General features: G+C 63.0%; 20 protein-coding genes. 16 read left to right on the top strand and 4 right to left on the bottom strand.

All coding sequences use genetic code 11. The features are described 5' to 3' along the window. Positions 1-57 precede the first annotated feature (57 nt). From ACIQLI_RS13545 to ACIQLI_RS13525, 5 genes are all read left to right on the top strand, one after another. The gene (locus ACIQLI_RS13545) at positions 58-2,046 is read left to right on the top strand and encodes a penicillin-binding transpeptidase domain-containing protein (RefSeq protein WP_400389214.1); all 1,989 of its coding nucleotides are present in this window, start codon (positions 58-60) and stop codon (positions 2,044-2,046) included. Between the two features lie 14 nt (positions 2,047-2,060). After that, positions 2,061-3,317 (top strand): FAD-dependent oxidoreductase, encoded by a 1,257-nt coding sequence (locus ACIQLI_RS13540; RefSeq protein ID WP_400389211.1) that lies wholly within the window; start codon positions 2,061-2,063, stop codon positions 3,315-3,317. Positions 3,318-3,405: 88 nt separating this feature from the next. Then, positions 3,406-5,088, top strand: a complete 1,683-nt coding sequence (locus ACIQLI_RS13535; RefSeq protein ID WP_089597051.1) for an ABC-F family ATP-binding cassette domain-containing protein — start codon at positions 3,406-3,408, stop codon at positions 5,086-5,088. Between the two features lie 148 nt (positions 5,089-5,236). Next, on the top strand, positions 5,237-6,004 hold the full coding sequence (locus tag ACIQLI_RS13530; protein ID WP_400389209.1) for a DeoR/GlpR family DNA-binding transcription regulator: 768 nt from the start codon (positions 5,237-5,239) through the stop codon (positions 6,002-6,004). Continuing rightward, complete coding sequence (locus tag ACIQLI_RS13525) at positions 6,001-7,188, top strand: MFS transporter (protein WP_400389207.1); 1,188 nt, start codon at positions 6,001-6,003, stop codon at positions 7,186-7,188. Before ACIQLI_RS13530 ends, ACIQLI_RS13525 begins: the two co-directional genes overlap by 4 nt. Here the strand turns inward: ACIQLI_RS13525 and ACIQLI_RS13520 are convergent. After that, positions 7,133-7,870, bottom strand: a complete 738-nt coding sequence (locus ACIQLI_RS13520; protein WP_400389204.1) for a phosphatase PAP2 family protein — start codon at positions 7,868-7,870, stop codon at positions 7,133-7,135. The two genes, ACIQLI_RS13525 and ACIQLI_RS13520, sit on opposite strands and share 56 nt — an antisense overlap. Before the next feature lie 43 nt (positions 7,871-7,913). On the opposite strand from ACIQLI_RS13520, the gene ACIQLI_RS13515 reads away from it, so the two are divergent. The 9 genes from ACIQLI_RS13515 to ACIQLI_RS13475 all read left to right on the top strand — a co-directional run bounded on the left by ACIQLI_RS13515 (position 7,914) and on the right by ACIQLI_RS13475 (position 16,606). Continuing rightward, a complete protein-coding gene (locus tag ACIQLI_RS13515) occupies positions 7,914-9,416 on the top strand; it encodes a bifunctional phosphatase PAP2/diacylglycerol kinase family protein (RefSeq protein ID WP_400389201.1) in 1,503 nt (500 codons plus the stop codon). Positions 9,417-9,563: 147 nt separating this feature from the next. Beyond that, positions 9,564-10,508, top strand: coding sequence for an ABC transporter ATP-binding protein (locus ACIQLI_RS13510; protein ID WP_089597046.1), 945 nt, complete (start codon positions 9,564-9,566; stop codon positions 10,506-10,508). Positions 10,509-10,510: 2 nt separating this feature from the next. Continuing rightward, on the top strand, positions 10,511-11,362 hold the full coding sequence (locus tag ACIQLI_RS13505; RefSeq protein WP_089597045.1) for an ABC transporter permease subunit: 852 nt from the start codon (positions 10,511-10,513) through the stop codon (positions 11,360-11,362). 26 nt (positions 11,363-11,388) lie between these two features. Then, positions 11,389-12,678: a sensor histidine kinase gene (locus ACIQLI_RS13500; protein WP_400389197.1), complete on the top strand. Its 1,290-nt coding sequence runs from the start codon at positions 11,389-11,391 to the stop codon at positions 12,676-12,678. Further along, complete coding sequence (locus tag ACIQLI_RS13495) at positions 12,675-13,367, top strand: response regulator (protein ID WP_400389193.1); 693 nt, start codon at positions 12,675-12,677, stop codon at positions 13,365-13,367. The genes ACIQLI_RS13500 and ACIQLI_RS13495 overlap by 4 nt, the downstream gene beginning before the upstream one ends. Positions 13,368-13,472: 105 nt before the next feature. Then, positions 13,473-13,922: an Lrp/AsnC family transcriptional regulator gene (locus ACIQLI_RS13490; protein ID WP_354231659.1), complete on the top strand. Its 450-nt coding sequence runs from the start codon at positions 13,473-13,475 to the stop codon at positions 13,920-13,922. A 237-nt stretch (positions 13,923-14,159) separates the two neighbouring features. After that, complete coding sequence (locus ACIQLI_RS13485) at positions 14,160-15,602, top strand: amino acid permease (RefSeq protein ID WP_400389190.1); 1,443 nt, start codon at positions 14,160-14,162, stop codon at positions 15,600-15,602. A 33-nt stretch (positions 15,603-15,635) separates the two neighbouring features. Further along, positions 15,636-15,800, top strand: a complete 165-nt coding sequence (locus ACIQLI_RS13480; RefSeq protein WP_400389187.1) for a hypothetical protein — start codon at positions 15,636-15,638, stop codon at positions 15,798-15,800. Positions 15,801-15,835: 35 nt separating this feature from the next. After that, entirely contained in the window at positions 15,836-16,606 is a 771-nt protein-coding gene (locus ACIQLI_RS13475; protein ID WP_400389184.1) for an IclR family transcriptional regulator, read from the top strand. Here ACIQLI_RS13475 and ACIQLI_RS13470 read toward each other — a convergent pair. The 3 genes from ACIQLI_RS13470 to ACIQLI_RS13460 all read right to left on the bottom strand — a co-directional run bounded on the left by ACIQLI_RS13470 (position 16,603) and on the right by ACIQLI_RS13460 (position 18,627). Next, positions 16,603-17,379 carry an IclR family transcriptional regulator gene (locus ACIQLI_RS13470; protein WP_400389181.1) on the bottom strand — a complete coding sequence of 259 codons (777 nt, stop codon included), beginning with the start codon at positions 17,377-17,379 and terminating at the stop codon, positions 16,603-16,605. The genes ACIQLI_RS13475 and ACIQLI_RS13470 overlap by 4 nt on opposite strands. A gap of 64 nt (positions 17,380-17,443) precedes the next feature. Beyond that, a complete protein-coding gene (locus tag ACIQLI_RS13465; protein WP_400389178.1) occupies positions 17,444-18,184 on the bottom strand; it encodes a cyclase family protein in 741 nt (246 codons plus the stop codon). Further along, positions 18,181-18,627, bottom strand: coding sequence for a hypothetical protein (locus ACIQLI_RS13460; protein WP_400389175.1), 447 nt, complete (start codon positions 18,625-18,627; stop codon positions 18,181-18,183). The genes ACIQLI_RS13465 and ACIQLI_RS13460 overlap by 4 nt, the downstream gene beginning before the upstream one ends. Positions 18,628-18,791: 164 nt before the next feature. Between ACIQLI_RS13460 and ACIQLI_RS13455 the strand changes: the two genes are divergently transcribed. Beyond that, positions 18,792-19,679, top strand: coding sequence for an intradiol ring-cleavage dioxygenase (locus tag ACIQLI_RS13455; RefSeq protein WP_400389172.1), 888 nt, complete (start codon positions 18,792-18,794; stop codon positions 19,677-19,679). 37 nt (positions 19,680-19,716) lie between these two features. After that, entirely contained in the window at positions 19,717-21,024 is a 1,308-nt protein-coding gene (locus tag ACIQLI_RS13450; RefSeq protein WP_400389169.1) for a M18 family aminopeptidase, read from the top strand. The last annotated feature ends 97 nt before the right edge of the window (positions 21,025-21,121 follow it).

Below are 21,121 nucleotides of genomic sequence, written 5' to 3'. Positions count from 1 at the left end.
GGCGGCGGCTGTCCGCTTCCCGGGCACAACAAGAAACTGTCAGGGGAACGGGGCATAATGTGCCAAATGGGGAAACTGAAAATGCAGCAGGGTTTTGTCCTTGGTCTCGTAGCGCTCGTGATGGCTGGTTCATTGACGGCCTGCGACGACGGCCGCGCCGGTGCGGAGGGAGCCGCCAAGCAGCTCGCGTCCTCCTTGGCAGCGCTCGACGTCGGATCGCTCGCCGTAGAGGGCAAGGACGCAGCCGCGGCCAACGATGAACTCAACGCCGTCTTTGAGGGCTTGGGAGCGAAGCCCTCGGTTGCTTCCGGCGACGTCAAGCTCGACGGCGACACCGCAACTTTCCCCCTTAATTACAGTTGGAACATTGGCTCGGCAAAATGGGAGTACACCTCCGACGCCACGCTGAAGAAGTCCGGCGACAAATGGGCAGTTCAGTGGAGCCCGGCCCTGCTGGCGCCCCAACTCTCCGACGGCGAGACGTTGTCGGTCAAGACCGTTGCCGCCCAGCGCGGCCAGATCCTTGGCGCTGGGGACGCTCCGATTGTTGAGGACCGCCCGGTTTTCCGGGTTGGCATCGACAAGACCAAGGTTCCCGCTGAACAAGCGGACGCCTCTGCCCGTGCCATGGCAGCTCTGCTCGGCCTGGATGCCGAAGAGTATGCCAAGCAGGTTGCCGCCTCCGGCCCACAGGCTTTCGTGGAGGGCCTCGTCCTCCGCGCCTATACAGCTGAGATCACCGAGGCCAGGATCAAGGCGATTGCCGGCGGCGTCAGCATCCTGGACTCCATGGCGCTGGCACCCACACGCACCTTTGCCCGCGCCCTCTTGGGCAGCGTAGGCCAGGCCAACGCAGAGCAGATCGAGAAATCCAATGGCGCCCTGCGCGCCGGTGACACCACGGGGACCGGCGGCCTGCAGCAAAAGTACGACGCCCTGTTGCGCGGCAAGGATGGCGTGGAAGTGGTGGCCACCCCGGCTGAAAAGACCGACGGCGAAACCCCCGGCACCAAGGTGTTCTTCTCGTCCCTTCCTGCGCCGGGCACCACGCTCAAGACCACCCTGGACTTGAAGCTTCAGCAGTTGGCTGAAGCAACGTTGGCAGGAATCGAACCGGCTTCCGCCATTGTGGCCATCAGGCCCTCAACAGGCGCCGTTCTTGCCGCGGCCTCCGGTCCGGGCAGCAACGGCTACAACACTGCGCTCCTGGGACAGTACGCACCCGGATCCACTTTCAAGATGGTTGATTCGCTGGCGATGTTCCGCAATGGTGCCACCCCGGATTCCAAGGTGGAGTGCCCCTCAACGCTGACTGTCGACGGCCGCCCCTTCAAGAACGCCGAAGGCTACCCCGAAACATCACTGGGCTCCGTCGCCTTGAGGGACGCGTTTGCGCACTCCTGCAACACGGCATTCATCAACGCCCGTGAAACCGTCAGCCAGGACCAACTTGAGTCGGCTGCCCAGGCTTTGGGTGTGGCTGTTGAAGCCCCTAAGCTGGGCGCGGATGCTTTCCTTGGCTCGGTCCCCGGGGCCGCAGAAGGAACCGAGCACGCTGCCTCCATGATCGGCCAGGGCAAGGTCCTCTTCTCGCCGCTCTCGGCAGCCATTATGGCCGCTTCCGTCGCCAACGGGGCCCCGGTTTCACCGCAGCTCGTGCTGAACGCCGACGCTGCGCAGGACCCCGGCGCTACTGCTGCCCCCACGGAAAGCGGCTCCGCGCCGTCGTCGTCCGCTTCCGCAACGACAAGCGTTGCACCGGCGTCCACCCAGCCGATCACCAAGGAAGAGGCCGCGTCCCTGGCCGACATGATGCGCGCCGTGGTCACGTCCGGGCACGCAGGGTTCCTGGCAGAGGTGCCCGGCGCGCCCGTGGGAGCCAAGACCGGAACCGCGGAATTCGGCAACGACAACCCACCCAAGACCCACGCCTGGATCGTGGCGACTCACGGGGACCTGGCAGTCGCAGTTTTTGTTGAAGAGGGCGGGCTGGGTGCCACCACCAGCGGGCCGTTGTTGAAGTCGTTCCTGACCGCGGCGGGCTGAACCGGAGGCTGATCATGGCAGCAGATACCCAGTGTGTGGTGGCGGGCGGAGGGCCGGCCGGAATCGTTCTGGGACTGCTGCTTGCCCGCGCCGGCGTGAAGGTGACTGTGCTGGAGAAACACGCCGATTTCCTGCGTGATTTCAGGGGCGATACTGTGCACGCCTCGACGATCCGGCTCTTGGACGAGCTGGGGCTCGGTGAAGGTTTTCGTGCCCTTCCCCAGAGCAAACTGGGCAATTTCCGGCTGCCCGCAGGATCGGGTGACTCCGTGGTCCTTGCGGATTTTGGACGACTCAAGGCCCCTTACAACTACGTGGCCATGGTCCCGCAATGGGATTTGCTGAACTTCCTGGTGGAAGCGGCCCGGCAGGAACCTACCTTCACGTTGCTGATGAATACGGAGGCGACGGACCTGCTGACTGACGCTTCGGGTGCTGTGGTTGGAGTGACGTACGGAACCCGTGATCCGCGGACTGGTTCTGTTGTGGGGAGGGGCGAACTACGGGCTCCTTTGACGGTGGCCTGTGATGGCCGCGGCTCGATCCTCCGGACGAAGGCCGGACTGGTCCCGCGCGAATTTCCCGTACCTTTTGATACTTGGTGGTTCCGGCTCCCGCGTACCGCAAGCGAGGACCAGCCGGTGGCTTCCATAGCGCCGCGCTTTGGCAAGTCAGACGTCCTGCTGAGCCTGACCCGGAAGGATTATCACCAGATCGCGTACTTGGCGGCCAAGGGTTCGGATCCTCAGTTGAGGGCTGAAGGTGTGGAGGCTTTCCGCGCCAAGGTAGCCAGTTTGCGACCGGACCTTGCGGACCGTGTGGACACCATTGCCTCCATGGACGACCTCCACCTGCTTGATGTGAAACTCAACAGGCTGTCCCGGTGGCACAAGCCCGGGTTGCTGCTGATTGGGGATGCCGCCCATGCGATGTCACCCGCCGGCGGGGTGGGCATCAACCTGGCAGTGCAGGACGCTGTGGCAGCGGCGCGGGTGCTCGCCTCGCCGTTGCTGACGGAAACGCTCGACGACGGCCACCTCGCCGCGGTCCAGAAGCGGCGTTGGCTTCCCACGGTCATGATCCAGGCCTTCCAGCGGGTGCTGCATCGTGTGGTGTTCGCTCAGGTCATGGCGGGTAAGCAGCCGAAACCTCCCAAGCCGTTGCTCTTTGTTGCGCGGAATTTCCCCGGGTTCGGGAAGCTGCCCGCTCGAATGATCGCCTTCGGCCCGCGCCCCGAGCATGCGCCTGAGTTTGCCCGGCGGAAGCCCTAGGCGGGTGGTTCCGCCCCCAACTGCCGTCGTCGAGCGTTGCCGACTGTCGCCGTCGAGCGTTAATACCGTGCCGTGGGAGGATTGAAACGTGGCCCATATTGACGTTTCCGGCATCGACTACTTCCTCTCCGACGGCACCCAGCTGCTCAACGGGGTGACCTTCAAGGTCCCCGACGGCACCAAGACTGCGCTGATCGGACCGAACGGAACGGGCAAGACCACGCTGTTCAAGATCATCTCCGGCGACCTCACGCCGGACGAAGGTGTTGTGGGCCGATCAGGGAACATGGGAATCATGCGCCAGTTTGTTGGCCAGGTCCGTGACGAATCAACCGTCCGCGACCTCCTCGTTTCCACCGCACAGGCCGGCCTCGCGGCTGCTGCCAAGGCGGTTGAGGACGCAGAGCTGGCCATGATGGAGCACGACGACGAGCCCACCCAGATGAAATATGCCCAGGCGATCGTGGACTGGGGAGATGCCGGCGGGTACGACGTCGAGACCGTCTGGGACGAAGTGTGCATGGCTGCGTTGGGGATTTCCTTCGATAAAGCGCAGTTCCGCCGTGCCTCGACGCTGTCCGGTGGCGAGCAGAAGCGTTTGGTGCTGGAAGCGCTGTTTGCCGGCCCGGATGAGCTGCTGCTCCTGGACGAACCGGACAACTACCTGGATGTGCCCGGCAAGCGTTGGCTGGAGGGCAAGCTCAATGAGTCCAAGAAGACCGTGCTGTTCATCAGCCACGACCGTGAGCTGCTGAACAATGCGGCGGGTCGCATCGTGACGCTCGAGCCGGGTATCAACGGCGCCTCGGCGTGGATCCATGGCGGCGGGTTCGGATCCTACGTGGAGGCACGTGCGGACCGTAACGCCCGGTTCGAGGAACTCCGCAAGCGCTGGGACGAGGAGCACGTGAAGCTCAAAGAACTCGTCAACATGTACAAGAACAAGGCCGCGTTCCGCTCCGACATGGCCAACCGGTACCAAGCTGCGCAAACCCGCCTCGCAAAGTTCCTGGAAGCCGGGCCACCCGAGGCCTTGCCGATCGAGCAGAACGTCAAGATGCGCCTCAAGGGTGGGCGAACGGCCAAGCGTGCCGTAGTGGCTGAGAAACTCGAACTGACCGGACTCATGAAGCCGTTCTCCACGGAGATCTGGTTCGGTGACCGCGTGGGCGTGCTCGGCTCCAACGGTTCCGGTAAGAGTCACTTCCTGCGGCTCCTTGCCACCGGCGGCACCGATCCGGAGCGTGAGCACCTGCCGGTGTCCGACGTCGTTATTGCTGAAGTACCGCACGAAGGAACCGTGAAGCTGGGCGCCCGCATCCGGCCGGGGTTCTTCGCGCAGACCCATGTCCGGCCTGATCTGCTGGGCAGGACACTGCTGGAGATCCTGCATCGCGGTGATGAGCACCGTTCCGGACTCGCCCGCGAAGCTGCGGCCGGTGCCCTGGATTCGTACGGCTTGGCTGGTCAGTCCGAGCAGAAGTACGAGTCCTTGTCCGGTGGCCAACAGGCCCGCTTCCAGATCCTGCTTCTGCAACTGTCCGGCGCCACCCTGTTGTTGCTGGACGAGCCAACCGACAACCTGGACCTGCACTCCGGTGAGGCCCTGGAGCGTGCCATCGACTCTTTCGAAGGCACCGTCCTTGCGGTCACGCACGACCGTTGGTTCGCCAAGTCCTTTGACCGGTTCATGATCTTCGGGTCCGACGGCAAGGTCTACGAATCCGAGGAACCCGTCTGGGATGAGAAGCGCGTCGAGCGCGCCCGCTGACGCTCTCTCGCATCCCATTGGTTTCCCGCGGACGCTCTTGCACTTGCTGCAGGAGCGTTTCGCTTTAAGCCATGGGATGTGAGAGAGCGTTTGTGAGCAAATGATCATCGATGGTGATTAAGTGCTCAATCGTTGTTACGGTTGAGTCATGGGAACTGCTGACCGCCACCGGCTCATTGGCGAGCTGCTGCGCACCCGCGAACAAGCCACTGTGGATGAACTCGTGGACGCCACGGGCGCATCGGGCGCCACGATTCGCCGCGACCTGGAGATCCTTGCTGCCAACGGAGTGCTGAAACGCGTCCATGGCGGCGCCCGCAGCTTGCTGGCACGCGGAGACAACCCCGGCTACGGCCAACGTGAATTGGAAGACCACCAAGCCAAGACGCGCATTGCCGAGGCTGTTGACGGACTCATCAACGACCGCGAGCATGTGTGGCTGGACAGCGGATCCACCGCCACGGAGATCGCGCGCCGGTTGGGTAAGCGGGAACTGACGGTGATGCCCATGTCCCTCCACGGCGTCGAGGCTTTGACAGTGCCTCACTCCGGCCGGGCGCCGCAGCTCATCCTTCCCGGCGGCAGCCTCATCCCGGGCGAGCAGTCCTTCCGGGGACCCATGGCCGAAGCCAACGTCCGCTCGCTCAGGTTCGACACCGCCGTCGTGACCCCATGTGCACTCAACCTCAAGGACGGACTCCTGGCCCACGACCTTGATGACGCGGCCGTGAAACGCGCCGGTCTTGAATCCGCAGCGCGCGTGGTTGTGGCCTCCGCAGGCAGCAAATGGAATGCCAGCGCAGTAGCGTTGGTCGCAGCCATGGACGCCGTGGACGTGATCGTGACCGACCAAAAACCATCCCCAGAAGATCTTGCCCGGCTCAATAAACTCTCCGTGGAAGTTGTGATTGCATGACCACCAACACCAGAAGCACCACCAACGTCAATGCCGCGGCGGTGGCGACGTTCCTGATCTTCGGCATGAACGGGTTGGTGTTTGCCAGCTGGGCTGCACGCATTCCGGCGGTGACGGATGCGCTCAGCCTGACGTCCGGCCAGATGGGCACCCTGCTGCTCTGCACCGCCGTCGGGTCCTTGCTGGCGCTGCCGTCGGCCGGCTGGGTGGTGGGCAGGATCGGCACGGCCAATACGGTTCGTGTGGCGGGCATCGTGGCGGGAGCTGCGGGCGCAGGAATTGCCTTCTCCCTGATGGCCGCATCAGTGCCGGCCACGGCGATTGCCCTGTTCTTCTTTGGTATCGGCATTGGTTTGTGGGACGTAGCCCAGAACATCGAGGGTGCCGACGTTGAGCATCGGCTCAAGCGCACCATCATGCCGCAGTTCCACGCTGCCTTCTCCGGCGGTGCTTTCCTTGGCGCGCTGATTGGCGCAGGTCTCTCACAGCTTGGCGTTGGTCTCCCTCAACACTTGCTGGTGATCGCAGCCATTGCCGTTGCCTTGGCGCTGACGGTCCCCAAGTACTTCCTTCCGCATGAGGCCGCAGAAGTTCACGACGACGGCGCTCCGGTTGCGAAGGGGCCTTCGGCTTGGCGGGACGGCAGGACGCTGCTGATCGGCGTCGTAGTCCTGGGCGCCACGCTGACCGAAGGCGCGGGCAACGACTGGATCGCGAAGGCTGCCGTGGACGGGCTTGGCGCCTCGGAATCCACGGGTGCGCTGCTGTTCGCGCTCTTCGTCCTGGCGATGACCATCATGCGGTTCTTCGGTGGCAAGGCGATCGACACGTTTGGCCGCGTGAGCGTCCTGCGGGCCAGCATGGCGGCAGCCGCCGTGGGCCTGGCACTGTTTGTCTTCGCCGGCAACGTTATCCTGGCCGGCGTTGGTGCGGCATTGTGGGGCATCGGTGCTGCCCTGGCCTTCCCCATGGGCATGTCAGCCGCTGCGGACGACCCCAAGCATGCCGCTGCACGGGTTTCCGTTGTTTCCACCATCGGCTACGTCGCCTTCCTGGCGGGCCCACCCCTCTTGGGTTACTTGGGCGACCACACCGGAATCCACTTGGCATTGCTGGCCATCGGAGCGCCTATTCTGCTCGCTCTCCTGCTTGCAGGCGTCGCGAAGCCTTTGCCGCCCAAATAGTCCGGCCATCCGCCAGTTCATTCTCTTTGATGCATATTTCCCTGAACCGCCACCACATGATCAGGACGACACCGGCAGCAAGGCAGGCGCCGCCAAGGACATCGCTGAGCCAATGTGCCGAGAGATAGGTGCGGCTGACCATCATGGCTATGACACCTACGGCAGCCAGCAAGGTCATCCACCAGCGTCCCAGCAGGATGGCCAACACCATGAGGAACGCAGTGGTGGCCGATACATGCCCCGAGGGGTATGAGCCGGTATCTGTGAGGACCTGAGCGCCCTGGGGCCTGTCCCGACCCACCACGGCTTTGGCCAGCTGCGTCAGGGCCAGTGCGATGATGCCGGAGGTCGCGGCAAAGACTGCTCCCATGGGCCGTTGCCAGACCAGGAGCGCAAGGGCGAGCACCACGTGGAATACCAGGATCCCGGCGTAGCCCGCCCAGTTGAGTACCGCGTTCACGCCGTCCCAGAAGGGCGAATGCAGAGTAAAGGTGAAGGCCTGCCAGGTGGTGTCAACGCCGTTGAAAGCAGGCTCGCCCTGTCCGGCCAGGATCATGATGCCCGGCACCATGAAGGCAAGGAGAAGCAGCACGGCCGGGACAACCAGTTGCCACCCGGGCTGTCGACGTGGAAGCAGGACACGAATCATCCATTCATCGTAGCCACGGCCGGCGGACGGCATGGGCAGCCCCTCTGCGGGGGTGTGCAGGCGATACTGTGAAGTAATGCGAGGCATCGTGGGCAAGGCCCCCAGACGAGTTGCAGGATTCGACCACTTTCTGGTCCGGGCTGTCTCCAGGCAGCCCCAGGGCGACCACGATGTCTTCTTCAGGAGGCTTTCGTCCGCGGCCACCAAGGGAAAGCTCTGGTTCGGGATTGCCGGAATCATGTCCGCGTTCCCGGGGAAACCGCGCAGGGCGGCTCTTCATGGCGTGTTGGCCTTGGGCGTTGCTTCAGGCGTCACCAACGTCATCTTCAAGCGGGTACTCCCCCGGCGGCGCCCGCTTCCTGAGCACCTGCCGCTGTTTCGCTTCGTGAACCCGCAGCCAACCAGCTCATCGATGCCGTCCGGGCATTCTGCCTCTGCGGTAGCTTTCGCCGTGGGTGCCGGGATGGTTTCACCGGCACTCGGCACGGTGCTGGCGCCCCTTGCCGCAGGTGTTGCCTATTCCCGCGTTCATACGGGAGCCCATTGGCCCTCCGATGTGGTCTTCGGTTCGGCATTGGGAGCAGGCGCGGCGCTACTGACGCGCCGGTGGTGGCCCGCCAAGCCCGCAGAACCAACGCCGCGCCGAACGCCTGCAGAAGCGCCCGCTATCGCCGACGGCGAGGGGCTGAGTATTGCGGTCAACGTTCTTGGAGGGTCCTACTCCCCCGAAACCGGCGAGCTTCTCAGAGTTATATTCCCCAAGGCGTATATACGTGAAATTGCGGAAGGGGACGACGTCGTCGCGGAAATCGACGCCGCAGCCACCCGGCCCGGCACCGTTGCGCTGGGCGTGTGGGGCGGAGACGGAACGGTGGGCACTGCCGCCGCGGCCGCCGTCGAACATTCACTGCCGCTGCTTGTGCTGCCCGGCGGAACCCTCAACCACTTTGCCCGCGACCTCGGCACCAGCTCGATCGACGACGCCATTGAGGCGGTAACCAAGGGGCAGGCAGCCGCGGTTGACCTGGGGCATGTAGTGGTGCAGCGTGGCCTTCCCGAGACGCCCGAAACTACGGAGCTGGCCATGTTGAACACCGCCAGCGTGGGCGTGTACCCGAACCTGGTTCGTCGCCGGGAACGATTGCAGCCGGCTATGGGTAAGCCGCTGGCCAGCGTTGTGGCGTCGCTGCGCACCTTCGGAGTGAACTCGCCCACCACGCTCACCGTGGACGGGGTCAAGCACAGGCTCTGGATTCTCTACATGGGACGGGGAAGGTTCTATCCCAGCGACCACGCACCGCTTCGACGGCCCGTGCTGGACGACGGGGTTTTCGATCTGCGGATGATCACAGCGGACGAGCCGTTCGCCCGTGCGCGGCTGCTGTGGGCGGTTGTGACCGGCACGGTTGCTGCCTCCAAAGTCACCCACCTGACCGAGGCCACCACCATCACCGTGGAGGCGATCGGGCAACCCCTGGTCCTGGCGGTGGACGGTGAACCTAAGCCCGGGGTACGCAGCGCCACCTTCACCGTGAAACCCCGCGAACTGCGCGTATACTCGCCGCTCCCGGTCGGCTGAAGAGGAGCGGGTCATCCGCGAGGACTACCCTGACTGAACCCTGAATCATCCCTGAGACCGGCGATTTACGTTCGCTCCATGGGTAGCGTGGTGAGTACATTCAAAACTCATCCGCACACTCATGTGCTCCGAGGAGGGAACGCTTCCATGATCGAAGCAAAAGGCCTGACCAAGGTCTACGGCGAGAAGACCGCCGTCGGCGGTGTCAGTTTCACTGTCCAGGCTGGACGGGTGACCGGCTTCCTGGGCCCGAACGGTGCCGGCAAGTCCACCACCATGCGCATGATCATGGGGCTGGACGCTCCGTCGTCGGGCTCTGTGACGGTGAACGGTGAACCGTTCGCCCAGCACAAAGCACCGCTCCGCGAGATCGGCGCCCTCCTGGACGCCAAAGCAGTCCACACGAGCCGCACCGCTTACAACCACCTGCTCGCCATGGCCGCGACGCACAGTATCCCCAAGAGCAGGGTCCGCGAAGTCATTGAAATGACCGGCCTGGGCGATGTAGCAAAGAAGAAGGTCAAGGGATTCTCGCTCGGAATGGGTCAGCGCCTCGGCATTGCCGCTGCGCTGCTGGGCGATCCGCAGACCATCATCCTGGATGAGCCCGTCAACGGCCTGGACCCTGAAGGTGTGGTGTGGGTCCGCAACCTTGTGAAGTACCTGGCCTCCGAGGGCCGCACGGTCTTCCTTTCCAGCCACCTCATGAGCGAGATGGCATTGACTGCAGACCACCTGATCGTGATCGGCCGCGGCAAGATCATTGCCGATGCGCCCATCGCCGAAATCATTACCGGCAAAGGTCACGCAAGGACCCGTGTCCGCACTGACCAGCCGGAACGCCTCATGCAGCTCCTGGCCGGAACCGGCGTTTCCGTGGAGGTCCACGAGCGCGAACTCCTGGAGGTGTCCGGACTGGACCCCCGGGGCATCGCCAGGACCGCCTTGGAAAACCAGGTCATGGTGTACGAGCTCACTCCGCTCCAGGCAAGCCTGGAAGAGGCGTACATGGAACTGACCAAGGACGAGGTGGAATACCACTCGCACATCACCACCGGGGCCTCGGTTCCCGCCCAGGCCGGAGGGAAATAGACATGAGCACCACCACTATGGACCGTAAGTCCATCCGTAACTCCGTCGGTCCTGGACCGGCATTCCACCGCGTGCTGAACTCGGAATTCATCAAGTTCCGCACGCTGATGTCCACTTTGATCCTTTTGGCCTCCACAGCCTTGGTGATGGTGGGGTTCGCCGCCCTCTCGGCCTGGGGAACCGGGCAGTTTGCTGAGCAGGTTGCCAACGATCCCGAAGCCGCGGCTGCCATGGCCGCCCAGGGCGGGGACCTGGCCGTCAGCATTCCCACCTCGGGCATCTCGTTCGCCCAGCTCATCCTCGGCTCCTTGGGTGTCCTGCTGATGAGCTCCGAATTCACCACCGGCATGGCACGCTCCACGTTTGCCGCCGTCCCCAAGCGGCTCTCACCGTTCCTGGCCAAGCTCATTGTGGTCATGGTCAGCGCCTTCCTGCTGACGGCCGTGTCCATCTACATTGCCGGCCTGGTGTCCCTCCCGATCGTGGATAACTACGACCTCAAGCTGGACCTTGGCAGCTCGCAGTCCGTCAAGCTCCTCCTGGTCAACAGCCTTTACGTGGCAGCAGTAGCAGCCATCGGCATGGCCCTTGGAACCATCGTCCGGAACTCGGCCGGCGGCATCATGAGCCTGGTGGGGCTGCTGTTCGTTGCGCCGATCGCCTTCCAGCTCATTCCCGGCGATTTCTTCAAGGAAGCCAACAAGTACCTCCCCACCAGCACCATCACCCCGATGACCGCCGTCGAGCATGTTCCTGAAACGCTGGAAGCGTGGCAGGCCGCGCTGGTCCTGGGTGCCTGGGTTGTTGTACCGGTTGCGCTGGCCATGCTCCTGCTGAAGAAGCGGGACGTCTAGGACGGGTTGCCGTCTAGGCTCAATCCATGACTGAAGCTCCACAGGTGAAGGACGCGTCCACCGCTACGGTGGACGCGTCCTTCGCTGAAATAACCCAGCGCCGCAGGGGCCGCATCCGGCGCTACTTCTACGAGCGCCCCAGCGCCATGGATGCCGTGGTAATCCTCTGTTACGTGCTCCTGGCCCTGCCCACCATCATCAGCTCCATCTCCGAGGGCAAGTGGCTGGTGGTGGCCTTGCTGCTGATGATCGCGGCTGTGCTCATGTTCAGGCGCCGCTACCCACTTCAGGTGGTGGCCGCCGTCGTCCTCCTGGAGGTTGCGGCCGCCATCCTGAACCCGTGGGGATCCAACGTCTCAGCAGGCCTGTGGTTTGCGCTGTACGCGGTGGCATCCATCAGGAAGCGCAGCCTCGCCTTGGTGGTGTTTGTTGCCGCCAGTTTGCCCCTGAGCCTGCTTTATCTGTTCATGTGGACGATTCCCAGCGGCATGGACACCCTGCAGGAGGTACCGGAGAATTTCCACCTGATCAACAACATCGCCACCGCGGTGACCATCATGTTGTCCAACCTCCTGGCCACCGGCATTGGTATTTCCGTGCGCCAGCGGCGGGAGCATGAGGCCGAGATCGCTGCCTGGGCGGCCCGCACCACCCATCTGGGCAAGGTGACCGAGCGGAACAGGATCGCACGCGAGATGCACGACGTCGTGGCGCACTCCCTGACGGTGATGGTCAGCCTGTCGGACGGTGCTGCCGTGGTGGTCAGGAAGAATCCGGAGCGCGCCGCGGAGGTCCTGGGCGAATTGTCCCGGACCGGCAGGACCGCCTTGGCCGATATGCGCCGCGTGCTGGGCGTCCTTCGCGACGACTCCGGGCGGCCGGCACCGCTCACGCCCTTGGAATCCGGGCACAACCTCTCGAAGCTCCTGGATGGCTTCCGGACCGCGGGTCTGCCGCTGCATTATGCGCACACAGGCCCTGGATTACCGGCCGATCCCGCCTTTGAACTCACCGTCTACCGGATTGTGCAGGAGTCGCTGACCAACGTCCTGCGGTACGGCCGCTCACTGAGCCGCGTTGACGTCCAAGTGGCGCGGGACGCCGATCTGGTCACCATTGACGTCCACGACGACGGCCGCGGAACCGTGGAGGGCGGCAGCGAACCAGTGGGCAGCCTGGGCACCGGGCAGGGCATCGCCGGGATGAATGAACGCGCCGGAATTTATGCTGGAATCGTTACAGCCGGGCCCAGTAAAAGGGGAGGCTGGGCAGTTCACGCCGAGCTCCGCTGGGCCGGCGACAAGGGGGAATCATGACAGAAGACATCATCAAAGTGCTGCTCGTGGATGATCAGCCACTGCTTCGGATGGGCTTCCGGCTCATTCTGGAAGGCGAGGAGGACTTCCACGTAGTGGGTGAGGCGTCCGATGGCATCGAAGCCGTACGCCAAGTAGAAGCACTCGCGCCGGATGTGATCCTGATGGACGTGCGGATGCCCACCATGGACGGGATTGAGGCAACGCGTCGGATCTCGGACTCCGGGTCCGAGGCGCGTGTCATCATCCTTACTACCTTCGACCTCGATGAGTATGCCTTCACCGGTTTGCAGGCCGGCGCCTCCGCCTTCCTGCTCAAGGACGTTGCACCCTCGGAACTGGTCCACGCTGTGCGCCTCGTGGCCAGCGGCGATGCTGTGGTTGCTCCGCGGGTGACGCAACGGCTCCTGGAAACATATGTTCGAGGAGGCGCGCTGCCCGGGCAGTCACCAACTCCCCACCGGGACCCGTTGCTGGACGATCTCACGCCACGCGAAACCGAGATCCTCACCACCATTGCCGAGGGCCTGTCCAACGCGGAGATCGCCCACAAGTTCTTCCTCTCCGAGGCGACCGTCAAGACCCACGTCCGCCGGATCCTGAGCAAACTCCAGTTGCGGGACCGGGTGCAGGTGGTGGTTTACGCCTACGAGACCGGGCTTGTAGTGCCGAGCAACCCTGATTACTGAGCGCGGGGAAATGCCTCGGGGACTTGTGGAAGTATCATTTCCTTCGTGGGCCTTTCGGCCGAGGCAGGGGCTGGTGTCCCTGCAGGGGTAGGTGGAAAGGGACGCATGGAGCGGGCTGGTCTGGACGGCATCGATCAAAGGATCCTCGCGGAACTGACCAAGAATGCCCGCGTCCCCCACGCCGAACTTGCCGGCAAGGTTCTTTTGTCCAGAAATGCGGTGCGGCAGCGGATCGATCGCATGGAGCGGCAGGGCTATATCCAGGGCTACACAGTGGTGGCTGGAGTAGATGCCGAATCCCTGGTTTCGGCCTTCCTGATGGTTTACCGCAAGGACCGGATGCGGGGCGCCGACGTCCTGAACGAACTCCGATCCATTCCGGAAGTGGTCCTGTGCGACGTCCTCAGCGGCGACTTTGACCTCATTGTCCGTGTCGAAGCGCGATCCCTTGGCCGCGTCCAGGAGATCTGGGAGCAGATCGCTGCCCTCCCCGGAGTGAGCGACACCGTGACGGCAATGACCTTGTCCAACGTCATCCGACGGGCTTCGCTCTAGGATCACCCGGCCCCGGCGGGCTTCCGGCGCTGCCTCATTGCTGGGGCATTCTGACCAGTGAACGGTCACATCGTCATGCCTGCGATGCAAAGTGTGCGTTATTCGCATTCACAAATGTTTTTAATGACTAAAGTCACATGATCTGTGTTACCTTCGTCACTACAAGCGCCCCCATGGCTCCCCGCCCCGGAAGTCCTCGGCGTACCGTTCGCACCTGTCACTTAACGGAGACAAGACATGGAATCTTCTACACCCCTGAAACTGGATCATCCAGCCGATACCCCCTTGGCGCCGCCGGAACCCGGTTTGCGCCGCTCCATGGGACCACGGCACCTGATCATGATTGCGATGGGAGGTGTGATCGGTTCAGGTCTCTTCCTGAGTTCGGGCTACACCATCTCGCAAGCGGGCCCGTTGGGGGCCGTCATCGCCTACCTGGTTGGCGCGTTCGTGGTCTACCTGGTGATGGCATGCCTTGGCGAACTCGCCATCGCCTACCCTGTCTCCGGCGCCTTCCACATCTACGCATCCCGCTCGATCGGCCCGGCAACCGGCTTCGCTACGGCCTGGCTCTACTGGCTTTGCTGGGCCGTGGCCATCGGATCTGAGTTCACAGCCTCAGGCTTGCTCATGCAGCGCTGGTTTCCCGATGTTGAGGTCTGGGTGTGGTGCCTCGTCTTCGCTGCCATCCTCTTCGGCTTCAATGCTTTCTCGTCCAAGTTCTTCGGGGAATCCGAGTTCTGGTTCTCCATCGTCAAAGTGGGGGCGATCATCGCGTTGATCGTCTTCGGCGGGGCTGCATTGTTCGGATTCCATCCCCTTGCAGAGTCCGGCAACCACCCATTCCTCTTTGAGAACTTCAATACCTCAGGTGGCCTCTTCCCCAACGGTTTCACAGGTGTCCTTGTCACCGCCCTGGCCGTCTTCTATGCCTTCTCCGGCTCTGAACTGATCGGTGTTGCGGCTGGGGAGACCAAGGACCCTGCAAAGAACATCCCCAAGGCCATGCGCAGCACCGTCATCCGGCTACTGATCTTCTTTGTGGGCGCCATTGCAGTCATCGCGGCAACGGTTCCTTACGACCAAGTGGGATTGGATGAAAGTCCCTTCGTCACGGTTTTCTCCTCTGTGGGCATCCCGTTCGCGGCGGACATCATGAACTTTGTGATCATCACCGCGCTGTTGTCAGCCGGGAACAGCGGTTTGTTCTCCTGTGCACGAATGCTCTATTCACTGGCCGATGAAGGACATGGCCCACGGGCACTCAAGAAGCTGACCCGGCGCGGAATACCCCTGGTTGCCCTTTCCGTCAGCATGGTGGGCGGGCTGGCGTCCCTGGTCAGCAGTGTGGCTGCACCGGAGACCGTCTACCTGGCCCTGGTGTCCATTGCCGGATTCGCGGTGGTGGGAGTCTGGATGTCCATCACTGCCTCACATTTCTTCCACCGGAGGGCATTCATCCGGAATGGCGGAAAGGTGGCTGATCTGGCCTATAAAGCCCCCTTCTTCCCGGTGCTGCCCATCCTGGCTTTTACTCTTTGCCTGGTATCCCTTATTGGCATAGCCTTCGACCCCACCCAGATCGCGGCCCTGTACTTTGGTGTTCCGTTCGTTGCAGCTTGCTACCTGTTCTTCCACTTCCGCTACGGCCCGAAGGCCAAGGCCAAGCGTTCGGCCTGATTCGAGATTGGCCATGCGTCACGGCCGGGCTTCATGCCCGGCCGTGCCCGCCATTTCCGGGTGGTCCTCTTCGGTGGTCAGGACGGCGGAAAAATCACGGTAGGTGAACTTGAAGTGGCGAATGCCGCGATACTCGCTGACCTCTACACTGTGTGGGCCAACAGGGCACGTGTCCTTGCAGCTGACGTCACCATGTGAGAATGGCGTGAACGCTTGGTGGAAGGAGCGGATTCGTGGAGGTGTCACCGGAGGCGTCATCCCTGGGCCAGGGTCTTCGCCTTGTCCGTATGGTCACGGACCGCGAAAAGCAGGGACGCCAACTTTTGGGCGTCTCGCAGCTGGCTGCCGGACTGGACATGGAACAAAGCCGGGTCTCCCGATTGGCGCAGGAATTGTGCGATCTTGGACTGCTGGAACGGGTGGACCGTGGCCCTTTCCGCACAGGACCGCGTTTCTTCAGCCTCGCAGCGTCCCTGAACAGTACGTGGGTTCAGAAGTCACCTGCGGAACTTGAAGAACTGGTGTCCGCGTTCGGACTGCGGTCCCGGCTGTCCGTGCGGGAAGGTGTCCGCGTTCTCCTACTGCGTTCGTCAACCAACAACTCAGTCCTGGGCGGGTTCGCCAAACCTGGCATGGTCACGCCGGTGTGGTGCACGGGTTCAGGGCGGGCCTTGCTGTGGGACCACTCGCCCAAGGACCTCGGTTCCTTACTTAGGGATGTTAACTTCATCGGCGTAGGCGGACCGGCCGCGGCGCACACTGCCCCCGAAGTCGCCGATTTGATGGAGCGCGACAGGCCAAGGGGTTATGTCCTCGCTGCTGAAGAATTTGAACACGGAGTCTGGGAGCTGGCCGTTCCCGTCCGGGCTGAGGATGGCCGGATCATTGCTGCTCTGAGCGTGCTGGGCAGCCGGTCCGGCGTCGAAGCCAATGCCCCGAAAATCGCTGCTGTTCTCCACTCCAGCGCCCAACGGCTCAGTGGCGGGCCCGCACTGGAAGCTTAGGCTTCGAACTGGCGTGCAGTTCCGCCAACCCTGGACTCGAGCCACGTCCGCCAAGAGCCGAGGGCCACGGCGAAAGCCTCCCGCTGGGGTTCCACGCGTGTTTTCGGCCCAACGATTTGCAGGGCCGCGGCAACATCTCCCTTGAAGTCCCTGATGGGCGCGGACAGCGAGTAGAGTCCGGGTTCGGCTTCTTCATCAACAATCGAGTATCCGCGGACGCGGGCTTTGTTCAGCCGTTCCAGGAAATCATCAACGGAAACCGGGGTGTTGGGGCCATGCCTCACGAACTCCACTGTGCTGAAGATTTTCCGGATTTCCGCCTCCGGGGCATCCCACAGGAGCGCCTGGCCGGCGTCGCTGCAGTAGGCAGGGTAGGGGCGGCCGAGCCAGGAACCCACAAGGTTTGCGCTCTCGGGAACTTGCTCGCCGATAGTGACCGTACTGTTTCCACTCAGTACGCCCAGGAAGCAGGCCTCGTTGGTTTCGGTGGCCAACCCCTCCAAAGCCGTGAGGCCGTCGGTCTTCAGCCGTTGCTCTGTGACCAGTTGGGCGTCCGTCAGGATGGACCAGTCCAGGCTGTACTCGCGTTGGTCCGAACGTGTCAGGAAGCCTTCCTGCTGCGCACCCTTGAGGCTTCGCGACACCTGGCTGCGGTCTTTGCCGAGGCGGGCTGCGACGTCGGCCACCGTGCCGCCGTCGAAACCTTCCGCATGACGCGCCCCCACCGCAAGAAGGGCCATCATGCCGCGGCCCATGCTGGAGGTCTTTGACATGGATCGATTCTAGCTACCCCGGCCTGCTCAGGCGTCACAGCCCGGCGTTACACGACGGCCGGAGTCAGTGGATGGAGAAGACCCTGGCCGGGAAACCACTGCCCTCGAACGGCTTTGCCCACGTGGCTACCAAGGCGGCGCCGGCCTCCGGGAGGTGGTCCAGGGCGGCAAGAAGCTCTATCTGCCACTTGTCCTGGGCAAGGACGTAGGTTTCCAGGCTGAAATCCTGCCGGGATGTGGCCTTTCCGGGGTCGGTATCAGTCTGTTCGTGCCCCACCGCGCTAACTGAGCGCTTTTCGATCAAGTACTCCAGTACTTCCCGCGACCATCCCGGGGTATGGCTGACACCGGCTTCGTCAACGTTGGCCATGGCGGCACTGTCCGGCCAGCGGTGGCTCCACCCGGTGCGGAGGGCTACAAACGACCCCGCCGGAATGTCACCGTTGCGGTCTTCCCAGCCGTGGACGTCATCCAGGGTAGGGGTGGCATCCGGATTACCCGCGACGCGTTCGCTGATGTCCAGGACTACCAGCGGCAGGATCATCTCCTCCACGGGCAGTTGGTCGAGTGTCCGGCCGCCCAGGACAAAATGCGACGGCGGATCCACGTGGGTGCCCCACTGGCCCACAATCGAGTATCTGTGGGCTGTGAACCCGTCTCCCTTTTTCATATCGAAGAGGGTCTCCCGGGTTTCGTCGGGAAACGCCGGAAAATGCGGCTGGCCGGAATGGAAGGCGTGCGTCAGGTCTGTGAATGTCCTGTTGCGGAGAAGTGGTGCCAACTCCTGCCACAAGGGCGCGCTCATGACGCCAACCTCGCTTCGGTGTGGGCCACGGAGCTGCTGGAGACACTGAGTGGACCCGAGACCTCGATGACAGGGACTTCCCACGGGTGGATGTCGACTATCCGTTGCACCAGCTCCTGGACTGTCCGGTGGTCCAGGGAATCGTCGAAATAGGTGGTGAACACAAAAGTGGGAGAGATGGTCCGCTGGCCTACAGCGCCGAGAGTGGGCTTGGCCCCCTCAGCTACCGTGAATCCCTCGAAACCCGCGGAGGACTCGAAGACGTGGTGGTAGTTGCCGAAGCCGCCCAGTTCGGGTGCCGACTGCAATTCGTTCAGCAGGGAGGCGATGCCTTCATCGGACTCAAGGGCGCCAAGGTCGCCGGCGGCCATTTGCTTCATGGTTTCCACGGGAATGGGCCAGTGGATGCGTAGCTTGCGCACTGGTTTCAGTTCAATGTTCATGGCGAGAGACCTTCCGTCATTATGTCCGTTGAGACATCGTGCCATGATGTGACGGGCATTACAAGCATATAGAAATGTTTATATTGCACATGCAGCTACATCCTCACAGTCCGGCCACAGCCTTCCCATGTACAAGTCACAGGGCGCCCGCGTTTCATGGAGGCATGACTACTCCTCATCCCAACCACGATCGCGGACTTGAGTTCGATCTCTCCACGCTCCTGAGCCGGCGACGCACTTTGGGCGTTCTCTTCGGCGCCGGGACTGCAGCCGCCCTCGCGGCCTGCACGCCCGGTACGGAAGGCAGCGGCGCATCGCCGTCGAGCGCTGCCGGCACCACGGCCGCTGCGACGGAAAGTTCGACGGCGGCTGCGTCACCTTCAGCGTCGGCCACCAGCACGGTGACCCGGGCATTTGCCGAATGTGGCGTCGAGATCCCTGAGGAGACGCTCGGGCCCTACCCTGGAGACGGCTCCAATGGTCCCAATGTGCTGGAGGCCTCCGGGGTGGTCCGCCGTGACATCAGGTCCAGTTTCGGAACGTCCACCACAACAGCTGAGGGCGTTCCCCTCACGGTGACACTGACGCTCCTGGACAATGCCAATGGCTGTTCGCCGCTGGCTGGAGCCGCTGTGTACGTCTGGCATTGTGACCAGAACGGCAAGTACTCCCTCTACGATTCGGGCCTGGAGGACCAGAACTATCTCAGGGGTGTGCAGGAGGCTGACGCCAACGGCCAACTGACCTTCAGCACCATCTACCCGGGCGCGTACAACGGCCGATGGCCACATATTCACTTTGAAGTATTCGAATCGATGAGCAACACCACCGCTGCCGGGCAGGTGCTGGCCGTCTCCCAGATTGCCCTCACGGAGGCGGCGTGCAAGACGGTCTACGCAACCGCTGGCTACGAGTCCAGCGCCCGAAACTTCCCCAACACCACGCTCACCTCGGACAATGTCTTTGGCGACGACGGGGGTATATACCAACTCGCGACTATATCCGGCTCGGTTGCGGGCGGTTATACGGCCGCGCTGAACGTCACCGTTTAGCCCGGCCGGCGGCGAAAGCGCGGCTAGACTCGGGGTCATGCCTTCGAATGCTTCCGCAGCAGTTGACCACATCCAGGATCTCGGCGCCTACGTTTCTGCGTCACCGTCGAGCTTCCATGCAGTCCACGAGGCCGCCCGCAGACTCGATGCCGCAGGATTCACGGCACTCGATGAACTGAAGCCGTGGGATGGCGGAGCGGGCAAGTTCTACGTGATCCGCGACGGCGCCCTGATCGCGTGGGTAATGCCCGAAAATGCCGGCCCCACCACGGGGTTTAATATCCTCGGCGCACACACCGATTCGCCGTCCTTTAAACTCAAGCCGAAGCCCACTACGGGCAAATTCGGCTGGCTGCAGGCCGGCGTCGAGGTCTACGGCGGACCCCTGCTGAATTCATGGCTGGACCGGGAACTGCAGCTGGCAGGCCGTTTGGTCATGCGTGACGGAACGCAGCATCTGACAGCCACGGGCCCGCTCCTTCGCTTCCCCCAGTTGGCGATCCACCTGGACCGCGGCGTGAACGACAATGGACTGCATCTGTCCAAGCAGCAGCACATGAACCCGATCTTCGGCCAAGGCGACCCCGCCGGGGAGGATCTTCTCGGGCTGCTCGCCGATCGCGTTGAGGGTGCCACGGTGGACGCAGCCGCGATTGGCGGGTACGACGTCGTAGTGGCAGACACGCAGCCCCCTGCGGTTTTCGGAGCCAACAGTGAGTTCTTCGCGTCAGGCCGCATGGATAACCTTTCTTCCACGCACGCGGGGTTGGTGGCACTGATCAGCCATGCGGCGTCAACTCCGGTGAAGGGACCGATCGCAGTCCTGGCCGCATTCGATCACGAGGAGATCGGCTCCAACTCGCGCTCCGGAGCGTGCGGCCCCATCCTCGAAGACATCCTGGTCCGCATCTCGGACGGCCTCGGCGCCTCGGTGAGCCAGCGGCGGCAGGCGCTGGCGGCGTCGTTCTGCGTTTCCGCCGATGCCGGCCATGCTGTACACCCGAACTACGCGGAAAAGCATGATCCCGCCAACAAGCCAGTGCTGAACGGTGGCCCGCTGCTGAAGATCAACGCCAACCAGCGTTACGCCACGGATGCCACAGGTGCTGCGTTCTGGGCCCGGTTGTGCGACGAATCCGGCGTTCCCTACCAGGAATACGTGTCCAACAACGATCTCCCGTGTGGATCCACCATTGGGCCCCTGACTGCTACCCGCCTTGGTATCCGGACCGTGGATGTGGGCATTCCCTTGTTGTCCATGCACTCCGCGCGCGAGCTCTGCGGCGTTGAGGATCCGCGGTACCTGGCAACTGTTGTTGAGTTGTTCTTCCGCACCTTCGTCTAACGGAAGCCTCAAACACTCATTTCAGGGGCATTACAAAAGTTTTCAATACGAAACATTGGATGCCTCATGATGTACATTTTGTGCACACATCCCTTTT

The sequence above is a fragment of the Paenarthrobacter sp. NPDC091669 genome, from assembly GCF_044756725.1.
Classification (GTDB): domain Bacteria; phylum Actinomycetota; class Actinomycetes; order Actinomycetales; family Micrococcaceae; genus Arthrobacter; species Arthrobacter bambusae_C.
The sequence above is the reverse complement of the archived record's forward strand: the minus strand, read 5'-3'. Positions and strand labels throughout refer to the sequence as shown.

What these genes read in the sequence shown, in the direction of transcription:
- ACIQLI_RS13515 (WP_400389201.1), top strand. Translation starts at nt 7,914, where the DNA reads ATGCGAGGCATCGTGGGCAAGGCCCCCAGACGAGTTGCAGGATTCGAC.
- ACIQLI_RS13490 (WP_354231659.1), top strand. Translation starts at nt 13,473, where the DNA reads ATGGAGCGGGCTGGTCTGGACGGCATCGATCAAAGGATCCTCGCGGAA.
- ACIQLI_RS13485 (WP_400389190.1), top strand. Translation starts at nt 14,160, where the DNA reads ATGGAATCTTCTACACCCCTGAAACTGGATCATCCAGCCGATACCCCC.
- ACIQLI_RS13495 (WP_400389193.1), top strand. Translation starts at nt 12,675, where the DNA reads ATGACAGAAGACATCATCAAAGTGCTGCTCGTGGATGATCAGCCACTG.
- ACIQLI_RS13450 (WP_400389169.1), top strand. Translation starts at nt 19,717, where the DNA reads ATGCCTTCGAATGCTTCCGCAGCAGTTGACCACATCCAGGATCTCGGC.
- ACIQLI_RS13480 (WP_400389187.1), top strand. Translation starts at nt 15,636, where the DNA reads ATGCCCGGCCGTGCCCGCCATTTCCGGGTGGTCCTCTTCGGTGGTCAG.
- ACIQLI_RS13520 (WP_400389204.1), bottom strand. Translation starts at nt 7,870, where the DNA reads ATGCCGTCCGCCGGCCGTGGCTACGATGAATGGATGATTCGTGTCCTG.
- ACIQLI_RS13500 (WP_400389197.1), top strand. Translation starts at nt 11,389, where the DNA reads ATGACTGAAGCTCCACAGGTGAAGGACGCGTCCACCGCTACGGTGGAC.
- ACIQLI_RS13510 (WP_089597046.1), top strand. Translation starts at nt 9,564, where the DNA reads ATGATCGAAGCAAAAGGCCTGACCAAGGTCTACGGCGAGAAGACCGCC.
- ACIQLI_RS13540 (WP_400389211.1), top strand. Translation starts at nt 2,061, where the DNA reads ATGGCAGCAGATACCCAGTGTGTGGTGGCGGGCGGAGGGCCGGCCGGA.
- ACIQLI_RS13460 (WP_400389175.1), bottom strand. Translation starts at nt 18,627, where the DNA reads ATGAACATTGAACTGAAACCAGTGCGCAAGCTACGCATCCACTGGCCC.
- ACIQLI_RS13545 (WP_400389214.1), top strand. Translation starts at nt 58, where the DNA reads ATGTGCCAAATGGGGAAACTGAAAATGCAGCAGGGTTTTGTCCTTGGT.
- ACIQLI_RS13505 (WP_089597045.1), top strand. Translation starts at nt 10,511, where the DNA reads ATGAGCACCACCACTATGGACCGTAAGTCCATCCGTAACTCCGTCGGT.
- ACIQLI_RS13525 (WP_400389207.1), top strand. Translation starts at nt 6,001, where the DNA reads ATGACCACCAACACCAGAAGCACCACCAACGTCAATGCCGCGGCGGTG.
- ACIQLI_RS13455 (WP_400389172.1), top strand. Translation starts at nt 18,792, where the DNA reads ATGACTACTCCTCATCCCAACCACGATCGCGGACTTGAGTTCGATCTC.
- ACIQLI_RS13530 (WP_400389209.1), top strand. Translation starts at nt 5,237, where the DNA reads ATGGGAACTGCTGACCGCCACCGGCTCATTGGCGAGCTGCTGCGCACC.
- ACIQLI_RS13470 (WP_400389181.1), bottom strand. Translation starts at nt 17,379, where the DNA reads ATGTCAAAGACCTCCAGCATGGGCCGCGGCATGATGGCCCTTCTTGCG.
- ACIQLI_RS13465 (WP_400389178.1), bottom strand. Translation starts at nt 18,184, where the DNA reads ATGAGCGCGCCCTTGTGGCAGGAGTTGGCACCACTTCTCCGCAACAGG.